Genomic DNA, 17,051 nt, shown 5'->3' on the forward strand with positions numbered 1-17,051 from the left:
CTCTGTCAACCCCTTTTTCCAATTTTATTTGGAACACTTTTCGCAGCCGCTAAAAGCCTTATATATGAAGGGTTTTAAGTTACAGTATTCCTGGAAGTTATTGAGGAAGCCATGGAATCGTGAATAAGTTTGGTGTTTTGCCGCCTTGGCTGGTGTTAGATCCGCTTTTGCATGACTGGCTCCTGGAAGATATTGGTCGGGGCGATCGCACCACAAATGGTCTATTAGTTGAAGATGTAAGCTTAGGAAAAGCCACATGGATAGCAAAAGCCCCAGGAATAATTGCAGGCTTACCTATTGCAGCTAGGGTATTTCAGCATTTAAATGAGAAAGTAAAGTTTGTAGCTATCACATCTGATGGAACATGGTGTGAATCAGGAAAGATAGTTGCCGAAGTTCATGGCTTGTTAGACGCACTGCTGATGGGAGAGCGCGTCGCACTTAATTTGGCCATGCGTTTAAGTGGAATTGCAACTCTAACTAATAAATATGTAGAGCAAATTGCAGATTTACCTGCTCAGTTGGTGGATACCCGCAAAACTACTCCAGGACTGAGGCTATTAGAAAAGTATGCAACTGCTGTGGGAGGAGCGATTAATCATCGCATGGGGTTAGATGATGCAGTGATGATTAAGGACAATCACATCGCAGCTGCTGGGGGAATTGGGTTAGCAATTACGCGTATCCGTTCCCAAATACCTTATCCCCTAACAATAGAAGTAGAAACAGAAACTCTCAAACAGGTGCAAGAAGCTTTGGAATACAAAGCCGACATCATTATGCTGGATAATATGGCATTGGATATAATGCGTCAGGCTGTGCAGTTGATCCGTCAACAAGATAGCCGTGTAAAAATAGAGGCCTCTGGGAATATAACTTTGGAGACGATTCGCGCTGTAGCAGAGACAGGTGTGGAGTATATTTCTAGTAGTGCGCCGATTACTCAGTCGAAATGGTTGGATTTGAGTATGAGAATTTTACTGTAAAAGAAAGGAACTGGGAACAGGTGATTAGCTACTGGGGATTGGGTTGAAAATAGAGAATGCGTGCGATTACTGGAAATTTATGTAAATTTATTACCAATAAAGCAGTGATTTTGCTAGTTCGACTCGTATATTAAGTCTATGCGATGTGAAGTAGATAATTACTAGAGTTTTTATTAAGAAAAGCAAATATTAACAAACAAATTTTTTTGGCTTCGATAAGCTAAAGACAGTTTGTTATTCATAACATATCAGTTACTAAACATAAAAATTTGTAGCTGGTTTTGGTAAGATAGATAAACCTTTTTAGGGCATCTATAATGTTAGCTGTCAGAATCGGCAAAAAATATACAGCTAATTATTAAAGATGCAGTTGTAGCGGAATTATCGCTACTGATGGCGAAAAATCCTTGCACCTTCTGCTTAATTAGAATTTGGGAAAGAATGCAAAGCTATGTGAAAAAAAGCTGAGCATTCTGGCATTTTTACAAATAAAAAAGGCAATAGAGAACCATACCGCCAAAATAAACAAAAATCAAGATTACCACAGGAGGCTGAGATGGAAATCTTCGATTATGTGATTTTAGGATCTGGACTGGGTGGACTTGCGGCTGCGGCTTGTTTAACCCAACAAGGCTACCGAGTAGCTGTTCTAGAACAGCATTATTTGCCTGGTGGATGTTGTCATACTTTTGATTATGGTGAATATAGCTTTTGTGCTGATGTACATTACATATCTCAATGTGGTTCAGGTCAAACAATAAACCAATTTCTCAACTATATTCAGCGGAGTGTAGCTTTTAATAGTCTTGATTCTGACTGTATTGATAGAGTCATCACGCCAGAGGTAGATTTTAAAATTCCTCTAGGATGGGAGAATTTGCGATCGCGTTTACTATCTACATTCCCAGAAGAAGAGGATGCCATCAACCGCTATTGCAATGAAATTAAACAATTACATCAAGAAATTCGTGATTTAGTGCAAGAAATACGTTGGTATGATCAAAAATTGTCTGATTGGTTAAAGTTGCCAAAATACTTAAATCTATTTTGGAAGCGGTCTTGGACTTTACAAGATTTGTATAATTATGTTGGATTATCGCCGCGACTACAAGCACTGCTAGCTGGGCAAAGTGGAGATTATGCACTACCACCAAAGGAAATTGCCCTGCTTACGCACACTTCCTTAGTTTGGGACTATTCAGAAGGGGCTTACTATCCCAAACATCACTTCAGACATTTTGTTGAGACTATTACTGAGGCAATTACATCAGGTGGAGGCGTAATTAAGTACTCAACCTTAGTTAACCACATTCAAGTTAGCAAACATAGCATTCACAGTGTACTTGCCGATGGTAAAGTTTATCGTGCCACAAAAGCTTATATCAGTGACCTTGATCCTAAGCTAACAGTAGAGTTAATGCACGATTCTGAAGCCTTAAGCTACAGGGAACGTCAACGCCTCACCAGTTATGAGTATTCAGCCAGTGCTTTCAATATTTACTTGGGTTTAGATGGCCGTTTTGAACCACAACATTACGGTATTGGTAATTGGAATATCTGGTACTATCCCACAGGTGATCTCAATCAAGAATATCAACAACAATTAGAAGGAAACCTTAACCATCCGTGGATCTTTTTATCTTGTCCAACGATGAAATCTAGCGAACTGGGGATGGGGCCCAAAGGGCATCATGTTCTGGAAATTGCTACTGTCTGTTCTTACGATCCTTTTGAATATCTGCATAAAAATGATCCTAAGGCATATAAAGCTAAAAAGCGGGAAGTTTATCAACAAATTATGAGCAGTGTACGAGACTTGATCTCAGATGTTGATAAATACGCTCGGATGAAAGTTTATGGTACACCTACCACCAGCAAATTTTATTTGGGACAACCACAAGGCAATATTTACGGTGCAAAGTTAGTGCCTAAACAAGTTGGCTTAAATCGTTTGGGATACATAACTGAATTGGCTAACCTCTTTTTTGTAGGAGCGAGTGCTGGGTATCCCAGCGTACCTGGTGTAATTGCTAATGGTATGGATGTAGCAGAATTGCTAACTGGAAAATTAATCCGGCGCAAAACAAAACTAGAATATCTAATCAGGTAGATATTATAAATACAATACCCAAATTAAATGATTTTCTGTAAAATTAGTAAAAATTATGAAAATAAAGTCTGAAATTCAATATTGAACAAATTTACGTCAGCTAATCTGCAATGGGTAATTAAGTACATAAAGCAATAGGGGTTACACCCCCTTTTTTATTTACTAAATCGGGGTAATTTCTTGAGGCAACAGATGATCAATCCTCAATATGACAATAAAATAAGTTTAACCTCTGCAAAATTTCATCAAATTCTAATATTAGGTAATAATTAGAGCTATAGTCTCAACAAACCATTTTCTCAATGTTGACATGATGGATGATATTTATCAATAAACTCAATAAAAACTCTCTAATAGGTCAATAGCCACTGATTTACAAGATTTTTCTTTCTGTATCTTTTGCTATAGCGTTTTGATGTCAGTAAGATAATTGGAATTGACGAATTAGCTATGCGATTCAAAAATCAACTGATTGATTTGCTTACCTTAGATAATTTGATTGATCGTTCTCCCTTAACGATTAGCTCTGACAGTTGTGTAGTCAAAGCTATTGTCTTAATGAGTCAGGAACGAAGTATTAAATATGCACAAAATAACTTAGATTCGTCTTTCACCTCAAGCATTAAGAATCATCAAACTACCAGATGTGTCTTGGTTCTTGAAGAAGAAAGGCCAATAAGCATATTTACTGAGCAAGATGTAGTTAAGCTGGTAGCTTCTGGAAGAGATTTATCCAAAACGAAAATGAGTGAGGTGGTGAGGGAGCCATTTGTTACTTTAATACGATCAGATTCTCAAGATATTTTCACGACTTTGTCGTTGTTGCGCCAGCATCAAATTAGTCAACTACCAATTGTAGATAACGAGGGAAAATTGTTAGGAGTAGTTACTGAGACTACCTTGCTGCAAGCTTTGGATTTAGAAAAAATGGTGGAGATCATCGAAGGCTTACAGCAATTTTTACAAAAACCTCAAAGCGGATGCAGCCGTTCCAATCAGCAAATAGAAGAAGTATGTTGCTATTGCAATCATTTCAAGGAATGGTTAGAAAAAGAATTGATTGGAGTTGTTCAGGTTAGCCAGAAACTTGAGCAAACTCTAGAAAATCTCCCATTAGTGGGGGATGAACAGTGTAAACAAAAGTTGATTGGCAAAGTTAGCGATCGCCAACAAACACAAGAAGCACTCTGCCATGCTTACAATGAGCTAGAAAAGCGAGTTACAGAACGTACAGCAGAACTAGTAATGTCTAATGTACTTCTACAACAGGAAATAAGCGATCGCCAACGCGCTGAAGAAGCATTAAAGCAGAGTGAGAATCTCTATCGTCATCTAGTAGAAAGCCAAACCGACGTGGTGATCCGAATTGATCTCCAAGGAAGACTGACTTTTGCTAACCTCGCAGCTTGTCAAACATTTGGTTGGAACCAAGACGAGATTCACGGACAATCTTTCTTTCAATTTTTCCGTCCGCATGACTTATCGTTAGTCAGAGAAAAAATTGCAGATTTAGCATCACCACCCCACACTTTGCTGACTGGTGAAGTGCGTACAATTACAGTTAATGGCGTCCGGTGGTTTCAATGGAATGTGACTGCCATCAAAAATGAACACCAAGAAGTTGTGGAAGCTCAAGGTGTTGGCAGAGACATTACTGAACGCAAACAAATAGCGGAAGCACTACGAAAGAGTGAAGAAAGATTTCGCCATTTTGCGAAGAATACCCATGCAGTGATTTGGTTTGCCAATCTGGAAGGAGAAAACTTATACGTTAACCCAGCTTATGAAAAAATTTATGGGCGTTCTTGTCAAAGTCTGCGTGACGATCCCAAATCTTGGATGTATACAGTTCATCCAGAAGATTGCGATCGCCTCATGCTCAAACTAGAGCAACAATCTTTGGGTAAACCTTCAGATACAGAATATCGAATTTTGCGACCCGACGGAGTGATTCGTTGGATTTGGGATCGCGGTTTTGCTATTCAAGATGAACAAGGAAATCTTTATTCCTATGGAGGCATTGCCGAAGATATCACCGAACGCAAGCAAGTAGAACAATCACTGCGAGAAAGTGAGGCAAGACTGACTTTGGCTTTAGAAACTGCTCATATGGGTATATGGGATTGGAACCTCCTCACCAAAGAGGTTGTCTGGTCTCCCAACACCGGGCCATTATTTGGCCTACCGATTGGTGCGTGTGCCACCTATGAAGAATATCTCAGTTTAATTCATCCAGAAGACCGCGAAACTGTCGCTCAAGCTGTGGCCCACAGTATTCAACAAGGAACTCCAACCGCCTTGGATTACCGAGTTGTTTGGGGCGACGGCAGCATCCACTGGTTGAACGGTAGAGGTCAGGTATACTATAACGAAATTGGCCAGGCTGTGCGGATGATTGGTACAACTAGGGATATCTGCGATCGCAAACAGGCTGAACAAAAAATTAAAGAACAAGCTGCTTTGCTAGATATTGCTACCGATGCAATTTTGGTTCGAGATTTTGCATCCCAAATCTTATTCTGGAATCAAAGCGCAGAGAAGATGTATGGTTGGCAGGTAGAGAAAGTTTTAGGACAGAAGATTGAAACATTCTTGTATAAAAAAGAAAATTTGCCGCAACTAGAAGTGGCTCTAAAAAGCGTCACCGAACGTGGCTCATGGCAAGGTGAATTACGTAAAGTTACCAAATCCGGGAAAGAGATTATTGTAGAAAGCCGTTGGACGTTAATGTATGATGCTACAGGGCAGCCAAAATCTATCCTTAGTGTTGATACTGATATTACAGAAAAAAAACAGCTGGAAGCTCAGTTTTTACGCGCTCAACGCTTAGAAAGCCTTGGCACCCTTGCAGGAGGCATTGCTCACGATTTAAACAACATACTGACACCCATCTTGGCAGCGTCTCAAGTACTACAGGGAAGATTCATCTACCACGAAGAGCGTTCTCAGCAACTACTAACGATCATTGAAAACAACGCCAAACGAGGAGCTGGGTTAGTAAAGCAAGTTTTATCCTTTGCACGAGGATTAAAAGGAGAACGCGTTATTGTCCAAGTCAAGCACCTAATTACAGAAATTACCCAGATTGCCAAGCAAACATTTCCCAAATCTATTGAATTTATTTCAGAAATACCAGAACATCTTGCTGCTGTGTCTGGAGACGTTACCCAACTGCATCAAGTGCTGATGAATCTAGTGGTAAACGCTCGTGATGCCATGCCAGATGGCGGTTCTATCAAAATTTCCGCAGAAAATAAGTTCATTGATGAAGCTTACGCCAGAATGAATCTTGATGCCAAAGTAGGTGACTATACTGTGATTACTGTTACAGATACCGGAATTGGAATGCCACCAGAAATTGTGGATCGGATATTCGAGCCATTTTTTACTACCAAAGAGGTTGGTACAGGTACAGGACTCGGCCTTTCAACTGTACTGGGCATTGTTAAAAGTCACAACGGTTTCATCAAAGTATCTAGCCAAGTTGGTAGAGGCAGCAAATTTAAGTTATTTTTACCAGCAGTCGCAGCATCCCAAATATGTAGCGTGGAAGAGCGGGATCTGCCTCTAGGAAATGGAGAATTAATTTTAGTGGTGGATGATGAAACCCAAATTCGTGAAATTACCACAATCATTCTGGACAACCATAATTATAAAATTCTCACCGCTAGTAATGGTATCGAGGCGCTTGCACTTTATGCTCAACACAAACATCAAATAAACGCCGTTTTGATGGATATAATGATGCCAGAAATGGATGGGATTACAGCCATTCGTACTTTGCAAAGAATGAATCCCCAGATTCGGATTATTGCTTCTAGCGGTATGAACTCTACAGAAGTATTTACTCAAGCTGCTGGTGGTGATGTGCAAGCAGTTTTATCGAAACCCTATACAGCAAAGGAACTTTTGAAGAGTTTACACCAGTTATTTAGAAGCTGGAACTAGATTTTGCTGTCGATGTCTCGTTGCCAGGGAACGCAGCTTTTGCTGCGTTCAAAAACCACTTGTAGGCGATCGCCTACAATTTTTCTCTAAAGGTAAGAAAAGTGAGAAAAGTAGGAGATTTGCAATTTTCTATTGACAAACGAAAAAAAAATTTTATTTAATACTCTAAGTCAATCAAAAAAATAAGATTGTGAATCCAAAATTGCAAAGCCTACTAGGATACATCATATTCCACAATAAATGTGTTGTTTATCATACATTTATATAAATATTCATACAGCACTTTGCATTTAAATGGAGTACAGCCTTTCTAGACATTCCTCTTTTCCAGAGGAAGAGTTTTCGTGCGGGATTTATCCGCTTTCAGAGAAGCATGATCAAAATTGGCTGTGTATATTAGTCGCGTAAATTATCAAGCTGCTTTCTCAGAGTAAAACGATAGTTTTTTCAAGCAAGGAATATCCTAAATAAACTGATTTCTTAAAATGAGTTTTATTTATTAGCATACATTTACTATCGGTGTTGTAAAAAACAGTTGTACATAAAGAATTCATACCGATTTTCGGCTGCGGAATTCTTTCTAGATATAATTCGCTCAAATCTTGTTTTCCATCTTTAATTGCCAGTCAAATTCACAAGTATATTGACTAGTTTTCTAGATCAATAAATTTCCACATGTAAACTGCTACAAATACAAATTTCTAGTCAAACTCTCGTCTACCTAAGCAAATAACCTCGGTGATCATCAATGTCCATATTTAGCGTTACTAACACCAACGACAGCGGCATCGGTTCTCTACGGCAGGCAATTAGCAATGCTAATTCCAAAGCTGGCAAAGATATCATCAAATTTGACGGAATATTTACTGACAAAATCTCTGATACCATTACTCTTGGCGGTAGTAGTCTCATTATTGAAGATGACCTTAGCATTGATGGCACAGATGCGAAATTGCTCACAATTAATGGTAACGATGCCAGTCGTGTTTTGGAAATTAAAGATGCGATCGCTGTTGAAATTGCAAATTTAACTATTACTGGTGGTTACTCTGATGTCGATACCATTGGTGGCGGTGGCATCATCAATTTTGGTACTTTGAATTTGAGCGACAGCATCATCAATGGCAACTTTGGCTATCTTGGTAGCGGTATATACAATTCTGGCGAATTAACACTTAGCAATAGCACCATCAGTAAGAACTTAGCAGATCAAGGCGGTGGTATTTATAATACAGGCACCCTTACAATTAGCAATAGTAGTATCAGCGAAAATGGTACTATATATAATGGAACTGGCGGTGGTGTCTACAACACTGGCATTCTTAAAATTAGTAGCAGCACTATCAGTGATAACGGCGGAGGAGCTAATTTAGGAGGTGGGATCTATAATTCCAGCTCAGGAACTCTGACAGTCAACAGTACTACTATCAGTGATAATAATGCCTTCTATTACGGCGGTGGTATTTATAATGCTGGTAAATCTACTGTAATTAATAGCACCATCAGTGGCAACCAGATAACTATTGATAATGGTGGTGGTGGTATTTATAACTTTGGTGTTCTCACACTCAGCAACAGCACCATCAGCGGCAACCAAGCAGAATCAGGTGGTGGCATCTATAATGAAGGTACAACAACGGTAAGTAATAGTACCATTACACTCAACACTGCCTATAACTTTTATAATATAGGTAGACCTGGAGGTATTTACAACTTAGGCTCTGGTACTGTAACAGTAAAAAACAGTATTATCGCTGGTAACTTTGATAACTTTGAAAACGATTCCACTACTAGTATCAACCCCGATGTGGGAGGTAAATTTATCAGTAATGGCTTTAACCTCATCGGTAAACTCGGTAGTAGCAAAGGTTTTAAAGCTAGCGAACAGCTAAATGTTGACATTACAAAAGTTCTCGATATTAAATTGCAAATCAACGGTGGTTCTGTAAAAACCCATGCCCTTGTAACTAGTAGCCGTGCCATCAATGGCGGGAATAATGCAGATATACCTGTGGATATTACTGACTTAGATGGTGATGGCAATACTACCGAAAAAATACCTTTTGATCAGCGCGGTTCTGGTTTCAAACGCCTCTCTGGCGACAAAGTTGATATTGGTGCTTTTGAGGTGGCAATGAATGTAATTAATGGTACTGCTGGCCGCAATAAGATTACTGGTACTGTTGGCGATGATATTATTACTGGTTTTCAAGGAAAGGATATTCTCACAGGTGGTCATGGTGCAGACAAGTTTGTTTATAGAAACATTCGAGATGCAGGAGATATCATCACTGATTTTAAGGCAGGGATAGATAAAATTGTTCTAAAACCACTTTTTCAGAGTTTGAGTTTAGGTAATCTCAACTTTGTGATGGCGACTTCAGGCGGTTACTTACGCTTTGAAAAGACAGGAACTGATACCATGATTTTAATTGACCCGGATGGTTCATCTGGTCATGGACGAGGAATGAAGATGATAACTGTGAAAAATTTATCTGTAAGTGCTGTGAATCAAGCCAAAAATTTCGTGTTTTAATTGGCTTAAACTCCTAAGAAAGACATTTTATAAACCTTACCCAGTTTTAAAGATTAAAGTGTTCACCCATCGGAACTTATGGGAAAGATTTCCTTGGGGTTAAATTTTTTCTTCAGTAACTAGGGTGAGGTTAACCCATTCGCCTTTATCGTTATAGCTACGAATCATTCGCTGGCGTAAGTTTGGTTGAATTAGCCAACCCATTTCCAAAAATAAAGGTTGATGTAACTGTGCTTTGAGTGGAGAAGTTGCAGAAGCGCCATCAGGTAGCAACAAAACTTGCACTTGCTTGTGTGGATCTTGATCGAAGAGGATGATAGAGTCCTTGATGGTGGCTGTTGAAGTAATTGTGCGATCGCCAAAACAAGTACTTTGAATTAATCGCCCAGTTTGATCGATTTGTACTTGCAATGTTGTAGGATAAACATCAGGCGATCGCCAATCTCGATAAATCGTCACTGCTTGACCTTGCCATTTTCCCAACAAGTCCTCTATCTGCAAGGCTGAACGTTCTGCTGGTGGAGTTCCGGCTAAATGTTCTCGAATTAGCGTTAGTTTGTTTAATTGACCATTTTGATCAAACATCTGCACCAGACGTAAGCGGCGATTTTCATGAATGAGACTAAATTCTGCGCCAAATTCGACAAATGGTGCTAACTGAATTGAACCTTGAGAAAAAGCGCCATTTTCAAAAAACAGCAGACTCCCGCCTACAGAAGTGAACTCTAAGACCATATCGTTTAGTTCTGAACGACACAGAGTTAGGCGTACTTTTTGGTTATCGTTCAAACCTTCCAAAGTCAGACGGCTAGGAATATCTTTAAGAAATGCGCCTTGGGGAGAAAAATTCGTAAATGAACCTTCCCAAACACCGAGATTTTGCAGAAAAGATTCCCATTGAGATTTCATAGTCATTTGTCCTTTGTTCTTCGTCATTGGTCATTTGTTCAAAACCAATGACCAATGACCAATGACTAACTTTTAGCAAAATGTCGTACAGCAAACAAGCTCCCTATTAATCCTACAGTTGCCCCAAAGCTTAAGAGAATTAAAGGTAATAATAAAATTTGTGCAGTCGTGAGTTGTAAGCCATTGGTAATAAACTGAATAAACTCAGGTTGATTGGTTAGTAGTTTAGCAATAAACTGTTGAATCACAGAAATAAAACTCCAAGCGATCGCACCACCGACTAAACCAAAAGTAATTCCTTGTAAAATGAATGGTAGATAAATCCACGCAGAAGTTGCTCCTACTAGCTGCATAATTTCAATTTCGCGGCGACGTGCCATGACAATGAGGCGAGTTGTGGTGCTGGTGACAGCGATCGCAGTTGTCGTTAGGATAATTGTAATTGTTAAAGTGATCCAATTGAGGCCCCGATGTAACTGGGCGATGCGTTTGACTGCTTCATCTACATACTGCACCGTATCGACTCCTGGCAACTTTGCCAATTGCGTGGCCAAAGCTGGAACAACTTGAGAATTACGTGCTTTTACCTTAATCTCATCAACTAAAGGATTTTCTTCAAGCTGCTGAGTAGCGCCTTCAATATCAGAAATACCCAGTTCCTTAACTAACTTAGTCCAAGCTTGTTCTTTAGTAATTGTTTGCATCGCCACCACATCCGGAATTTTTGCCACATATGGCTCAATACTTGCGGCTGGTGTACTTGACTCAAGATAAACTGATATCTCTAGCTGGCTACCAAATTGGTTGAGAAGTTTCTCGACTTGCCAAGAAGTTTGCAAACTCAAGCCAAATAAAAACAGTAACACCGTGACAGTACTTACCGCTGCCCAATTCATCCAACCGCCCCGCAATAAACCGAGGACAGTTTCTTTGAGTAGGTAGTCTAGTTTCGTAAAAAATTTCAACACAAATCACTCCAAAAGCTGTATTTAACCAGTTCCGTGGGTTTAAGTCCCCCGGTTCTATAACTGGCAAGTTTTGTGTTAGGATTTAACCCCCAATACAAAACTTAATTACGTTAGCGCAGCGGTAGCGAGGTACGAGCGTCAGCGTAAAGCCTACGGCATAGCTTCGCTTAGAGCGACACAGGAGCGTCGCGTCATTACGAATTACGAATTATTTAACGCCAAGGCGCTAAGTACAGCTTTGCGTCTACTCTTCAAGAAGCCACTTCGGTTGTATGCATCTTGGCGTGAGATAATACCACCATTTATACTCGACAGTGCAAAGTTTACCAACACCATCTTTTACGCGTTGCTAATTCCTTGTTTAAGAAAACTATAGATAGCTGAAAAATCTTGTTGACTCAGCCCTTGCTGCATCGCTAAACGATATACTTCTTTAACAGTACTGGTAACTGGGATTGCTACACCTGCCTCATTAGCTGCGATCGCTACCATATGTAAGTCTTTCTGCATCCATTGCAAAGGAAATTCCGCATCATAATTTTCCGATTCCAACATTGCTTTCTTAGTTGTTTGTTGATATAGAGTGAATGCTGCTGCTGAATTCATAAAAAATTAGATTGTTGACATTCTAAAATCTAAGTACACTACTTACTTCCTCATCCCCAGTTGGCAAGTTTCGGCTACGCTAATTTACCGCGTACCCCTACGCGGTAGCAAGCTATGTGTAGCATCTGCGATCATATAAGTCGAACCACATTCCTCTCTACTCCCACTCAACTAGGACTAACTGACGATTGATAGAATTAAAGTAGTAGGAATTTTCACCATCTAGCCATTGAGACTCATGCCCTCCGAAATTGCTGTTGAGAAAAAAAAGTTAAAAAATCCGCCTTTGGAGCTTCATTATTTAGGCGATCGCGTCCTGCGTCAAGCCGCAAAGCGGATTGCAAAAGTAGATGACGAAATTCGTCAATTGGTGCGCGAAATGCTGCAAACTATGTACAGCAAAGATGGTATTGGTTTGGCTGCGCCCCAAGTAGGAGTTCATAAACAACTAATCGTCATTGATTTGGAACCAGAGAACGCCGCTAATCAACCTTTAATTTTGATTAACCCCACGATTAAACAAGTCAGCCGTGACATCGGCGTCGCCCAAGAAGGGTGTTTGAGTATCCCCAATGTATACCTAGACGTGAAGCGTCCCAATGTCGTAGAAATAGCCTATAAAGATGAGTATGGGCGTCCCCAAACATTAAAAGCAAACGACCTCCTAGGACGCTGCATTCAGCACGAGATGGATCACCTCAATGGTGTAGTATTTGTAGACCGTGTAGAGAACTCCTTGACTTTGGCCCAAGAGTTATCTAAGAATGGCTTTTCGTATCAAGCCGTGAAACCAGTAGTATAGGGTGATCTAGTAGTGTATTTAACTCCAAAAAGCGGTATATTTTTAGCTGGTTCTTGTGTAACAGCGATCGCAGCTGTCGGTTCCATTTTTGAACTCAGTTCTGGACAACCAGATTTGGGCGTCCAAATCACTGCAATTATTTTAGGATTAAGTATTCCTCTAACAGGATTATTTTTTGTTGTTGCAGTGAGGGACGCAAGGGCTAACATTAAATAAGCATCAGGTATATGAAAAGGTAAAAGGATGAAGATAAATGTCAGTCTATCCTTTTGCCTTTTATTTTTCTCTTCGTCTTCATAACTAAGCTAAAAAACATCTAAATTACATAATCAAATTAAATAAAACTCTTGTGGGGTGGGCATCTTGCCCGCCCTAATTATGCAAGTTATATGTGGAACAGCTTATGCCGCCAGCTTTCAGGGTTACTTCCTGCCCTGCTGTTAAATCTGTCACATAGAAGCATGTTGTCAACTCCCACCCAACTATTACGGCTGTCTCAAGGACAACTAAACTTGCTAGCAGCTTGTCCCCGCAAATTTCAACACACATATTTAGAAAAACTCAACTCACCCTCAGATCCCGAACACGAGGAAAAGCAAACTTTAGGTAGTCGCTTTCACCTATTGATGCAACAGCGAGAAATGGGCTTACCAATAGAAAGTTTTTTGCAAACAGATACTCAACTGCAAAGCTGGATGATAGGTTTTACCAATGCTGCACCAGAAATTTTAACGCCTGCAACCAATAATCAAACTTTTCGTGAAAGCGAACACTATCGGACTTTGCAAGTTCAAGATTATTTACTCATCGTTGTTTATGATTTATTGATTGCAGATAACCACCAAGCCCAAATTCTCGACTGGAAAACTTATCCCCAACCGCCTAACAGACGCAAGTTAGAACAAAATTGGCAAACGCGCCTTTATCTGTATGTGTTGGCTGAAACTAGCAAATATTCACCAGAAAATATTTCGATGGCTTATTGGTTTGTCCAGTCTGAAGGCAAACCGCAAAATATTACATTTAGCTATAATACTACTCATCATCAACAAACAGGCAAGAAACTTAATCAACTATTGAGTCAGTTAACCAACTGGCTAAAAGACTACCAAAAAAACGTACCATTTCCCCAAGTATCAGAGGGTAATAAAACCTGCAATTTTTGTCAGTTTGCTAACCGATGTGAACGTACACAAGCCACACCAGAAGAGCCATCTCATGATGCACCGCTTGGTGGAGACTATACCAAAAACTCATGGACAAATCTCGATACCATTGAAGAAATATCGCTTTGATATTTTGTTTTGTAAACAGGGATTGGGTACTGGGTACTGGGGACTGGGTACTAGGAAAGAATTTTTGTAATCCTCATTTCCCATTCCCTACTCCCAACGACACTTGACGGCAGTGGCTCCTCCCTACTCCCTAAATTTATGAAAAACTTTGATAACACTGAAGCGACTTATGTTCGCGAATTAGGTATTGATGATATCGTCCCGCCATTCGCGCCCGTAAACCCGATAGCGCCGTCAATGAAGTACTCCTCAACCCCCTAGTTACGGAATCTGATGAGTAGGGAGTGGGGAGACGCGGAGACGCGGAGACGCGGAGAATAATTAATAACAAATGACAATTCCCAATTCCCAATTCCCAATTCCCAGTCCCCAATCCCCAATCCCCAGTCCCCAATCCCCAATCCCCAGTCCCCAGTCCCCAATCCCCAATCCCCAGTCCCCAAAACAATGCAGTGGATTTTGACAGCAACCGAACAACCTCCAGAGTGGTTTATCCAGGCGGTAAAACACCATACACCTGCATCAAAAGGACTTTTTGCTGCCCAATTATTGTGGCAACGAGGAATTAAAGATCATAAACAATTAGCTACTTTTATTAACTATCAAGCTTATCAATCAGCGAGTCCCTTTGCGTTTGGGCAAGAAATGCATCTAGCGATAGCGCGGTTACAACAAGTGCGAAACACTCAAGAAAAAGTTGCTATTTGGGGAGACTTCGACGCTGATGGCATCACCTCTACTGCTGTACTTTGGGATGGCTTGGGACAGTTTTTGATCCAAAATCAGCAATTAACCTATCATATTCCCAATCGTTTAACAGAATCTCACGGACTCAATCATCCAGGGATTGATAATTTAGCAAAACAAGGTTGCAAGCTAATAGTTACTTGCGACACAGGTAGTACAAATATCGATGAAATTATCTATGCAAAACAGTTAGGCATAGATGTGATTGTTACAGACCACCATACCTTACCCGTAGAACGTCCACCAGTCGCAGCGATTATCAACCCCCGCTATTTACCAAACGAACATCCCTTATTTCATCTTTCTGGGGTGGCGGTGGCATACAAATTAGTGGAAGCGCTTTATCAAACACTGCCTGATGTTCCCCAACATCCATTGGGTGATTTATTAGATTTAGTGGCTGTAGGATTAATTGCCGATTTGGTGCGCTTAAGTGGAGATTGTCGCTATTTAGCCCAATTGGGCATTCAAAGATTGCAAGAAGATTTTAAACAACTAGCCACAGCCAGACGACGGCCGGGTGTGGGGCGATTATTAGAATTATGTCAGAAAAATGGCGATCGCCCCACAGATATCTCCTTCGGTTTAGGGCCGCGAATCAATGCCGTTAGTCGCATTCAAGGTGATGCTAGCTTTTGCGTAGAATTATTGACAAGCCGCAACACCAAACGTTGTAATGAACTTGCCGAAGTTACAGAACTAGCAAACGCCCGCCGCAAATCTCTTCAAAAAGATGTACAAGCGCAAGTAGCGCAAAAGCTTACCCAGCTAGACCTATCAACCACTAGCGTCATTGTTTTAGCAGATCCCCAATGGCCTGTAGGTGTATTAGGCTTAGTCGCCGGACAAGTAGCACAAGAGACAGGACGCCCCACAATTTTATTGAGTACAGAAGGCACTTTCTCAGCAGACACGGAGATGCGAGGACGCGGGGACACGGAGAATAAAATTATCCCTGCGTCCCCGTCTTATAGCACTAATACCCTCGCGCGTGGTTCTGCCCGTTCTGTAAATTCTGTCGATTTATACCAATTAGTGAAAGACCAAGCACATTTGTTGCATCGTTTTGGGGGACATCCCTTTGCAGCGGGGTTGAGTTTGTTGGCGGAGAATATTCCTTTATTTACAGCGGCGATAAATCAGCAGTTGCGGCAAACTCTTGGCAGCACCACCTTAACCCCAACAGTGCAAGCAGATTTAGTGGTGACAGTTGCAGACTTGGGAAAAGAGTTATTTTTGGAACTAAAACTACTAGAACCTTGTGGAATGGGCAACCCCGTCCCAAAATTACTAATTCAAAACTGCTGGTTTGAAAACGCTTGGCATCGTAATCAACAAGATTGGCAAGGTAAAAAAGTACAGTACATTAAAACAGAGTTTGATATTCGCGATGACTCTATTAGAAGCGGTTTTCCGGGGATTTGGTGGGGACACTATAAAGATGAATTGCCAATAGGTAGATGTGATTGCATAGCAGAACTAGATTACAACACCTTTAAAAAACGCTACGAAATCAGATTAATAGCTCTACGTTCCAGTGCCAACTCAACATTGGCAACTCAACAATCAGCACACATTTTAGATTGGCGCAACCAGGAAAATTTATCGGTTATTAATCATCCATCAACACTAATTATCGAAGAATGCCCTGCCAGCTGGGATGATTTACGTGCTTGGTGGAAACGCTCATTATATAATCAACAACAATTAGCGATCGCCTGGTCTAAACCCAACCTACAACCACCTCAAGAAATTTGGTTGACGCTGATAGGTATTGCTAAATACCTGAGTCGGACAAAGCAACTAGTTACCCGCGTGCAACTTTTAGAGAAACTTGGCATCAGCGATCAAACTCTAATTTGGGGGTTAAAAGCTTTAAGATGCTTAGGGTTCACAATCAAATTACAAGACCGTTATTTGCAGTTTGATAACATACAAAATCTTGCCGAAGGAAATAGCCCCTCTTCCTTAACAGCTGTTGGACAATTTTTAGCAGCTATCCGAGAAGAACAATTTCAGCGAAAGTATTTTGCTGAAGTACCCTTATCTACTATTGTGGCGATGATTAAGATGGGGACTGGGGATTAGGGACTAAGCTAAAAAACATCTAAATTACATAATCAAATTAAATAAAACTCTTGTGG

The 17,051-nt window shown here is 40.5% G+C and carries 11 protein-coding genes; 8 read left to right on the forward strand and 3 right to left on the reverse strand.

Translation table 11 applies throughout. The features are described 5' to 3' along the window. The first annotated feature begins 119 nt into the window (after nucleotides 1-119). The 4 genes from nadC to AC5JMF_RS20995 all read left to right on the forward strand — a co-directional run bounded on the left by nadC (nucleotide 120) and on the right by AC5JMF_RS20995 (nucleotide 9,580). Complete coding sequence (gene nadC / locus AC5JMF_RS20980) at nucleotides 120-986, forward strand: carboxylating nicotinate-nucleotide diphosphorylase (protein ID WP_495797648.1); 867 nt, start codon at nucleotides 120-122, stop codon at nucleotides 984-986. A gap of 556 nt (nucleotides 987-1,542) precedes the next feature. Further along, entirely contained in the window at nucleotides 1,543-3,096 is a 1,554-nt protein-coding gene (locus tag AC5JMF_RS20985; RefSeq protein ID WP_495797649.1) for a phytoene desaturase family protein, read from the forward strand. Between the two features lie 450 nt (nucleotides 3,097-3,546). Beyond that, entirely contained in the window at nucleotides 3,547-7,044 is a 3,498-nt protein-coding gene (locus AC5JMF_RS20990) for a PAS domain S-box protein (protein ID WP_495797650.1), read from the forward strand. Between the two features lie 748 nt (nucleotides 7,045-7,792). Continuing rightward, a complete protein-coding gene (locus AC5JMF_RS20995; protein ID WP_495797651.1) occupies nucleotides 7,793-9,580 on the forward strand; it encodes a choice-of-anchor Q domain-containing protein in 1,788 nt (595 codons plus the stop codon). A 99-nt stretch (nucleotides 9,581-9,679) separates the two neighbouring features. On the opposite strand, the gene AC5JMF_RS21000 is transcribed toward AC5JMF_RS20995, so the two are convergent. From AC5JMF_RS21000 to AC5JMF_RS21010, 3 genes are all read right to left on the reverse strand, one after another. Further along, nucleotides 9,680-10,489, reverse strand: coding sequence for a DUF3598 family protein (locus AC5JMF_RS21000; protein WP_495797657.1), 810 nt, complete (start codon nucleotides 10,487-10,489; stop codon nucleotides 9,680-9,682). A gap of 65 nt (nucleotides 10,490-10,554) precedes the next feature. After that, a complete protein-coding gene (locus AC5JMF_RS21005) occupies nucleotides 10,555-11,457 on the reverse strand; it encodes a cell division protein FtsX (protein WP_495797652.1) in 903 nt (300 codons plus the stop codon). 339 nt (nucleotides 11,458-11,796) lie between these two features. Continuing rightward, the gene (locus tag AC5JMF_RS21010; RefSeq protein ID WP_495797653.1) at nucleotides 11,797-12,063 is read right to left on the reverse strand and encodes an NAD-binding protein; all 267 of its coding nucleotides are present in this window, start codon (nucleotides 12,061-12,063) and stop codon (nucleotides 11,797-11,799) included. 238 nt (nucleotides 12,064-12,301) lie between these two features. Between AC5JMF_RS21010 and def the strand changes: the two genes are divergently transcribed. The 4 genes from def (at nucleotide 12,302) to AC5JMF_RS21030 (ending at nucleotide 16,995) form a co-directional block, all read left to right on the forward strand. Continuing rightward, a complete protein-coding gene (def, locus tag AC5JMF_RS21015; RefSeq protein ID WP_495797654.1) occupies nucleotides 12,302-12,865 on the forward strand; it encodes a peptide deformylase in 564 nt (187 codons plus the stop codon). Between the two features lie 12 nt (nucleotides 12,866-12,877). Continuing rightward, nucleotides 12,878-13,081, forward strand: a complete 204-nt coding sequence (locus AC5JMF_RS21020; protein ID WP_495797655.1) for a hypothetical protein — start codon at nucleotides 12,878-12,880, stop codon at nucleotides 13,079-13,081. A gap of 245 nt (nucleotides 13,082-13,326) precedes the next feature. Next, nucleotides 13,327-14,160, forward strand: coding sequence for a PD-(D/E)XK nuclease family protein (locus AC5JMF_RS21025; RefSeq protein ID WP_495797658.1), 834 nt, complete (start codon nucleotides 13,327-13,329; stop codon nucleotides 14,158-14,160). A 447-nt stretch (nucleotides 14,161-14,607) separates the two neighbouring features. Continuing rightward, entirely contained in the window at nucleotides 14,608-16,995 is a 2,388-nt protein-coding gene (locus AC5JMF_RS21030) for a single-stranded-DNA-specific exonuclease RecJ (RefSeq protein WP_495797656.1), read from the forward strand. Nucleotides 16,996-17,051 lie beyond the last annotated feature (56 nt).

The sequence above is a fragment of the Desmonostoc vinosum genome (assembly GCF_059505385.1).

Excerpts from the sequence above, each read along its gene's own strand:
- AC5JMF_RS20985 (WP_495797649.1), top strand. The coding sequence starts at position 1,543 with ATGGAAATCTTCGATTATGTGATTTTAGGATCTGGACTGGGTGGACTT.
- AC5JMF_RS20990 (WP_495797650.1), top strand. The coding sequence starts at position 3,547 with ATGCGATTCAAAAATCAACTGATTGATTTGCTTACCTTAGATAATTTG.
- AC5JMF_RS20995 (WP_495797651.1), top strand. The coding sequence starts at position 7,793 with ATGTCCATATTTAGCGTTACTAACACCAACGACAGCGGCATCGGTTCT.
- AC5JMF_RS21000 (WP_495797657.1), bottom strand. The coding sequence starts at position 10,489 with ATGAAATCTCAATGGGAATCTTTTCTGCAAAATCTCGGTGTTTGGGAA.
- AC5JMF_RS21010 (WP_495797653.1), bottom strand. The coding sequence starts at position 12,063 with ATGAATTCAGCAGCAGCATTCACTCTATATCAACAAACAACTAAGAAA.
- def (WP_495797654.1), top strand. The coding sequence starts at position 12,302 with ATGCCCTCCGAAATTGCTGTTGAGAAAAAAAAGTTAAAAAATCCGCCT.
- AC5JMF_RS21025 (WP_495797658.1), top strand. The coding sequence starts at position 13,327 with ATGTTGTCAACTCCCACCCAACTATTACGGCTGTCTCAAGGACAACTA.
- AC5JMF_RS21030 (WP_495797656.1), top strand. The coding sequence starts at position 14,608 with ATGCAGTGGATTTTGACAGCAACCGAACAACCTCCAGAGTGGTTTATC.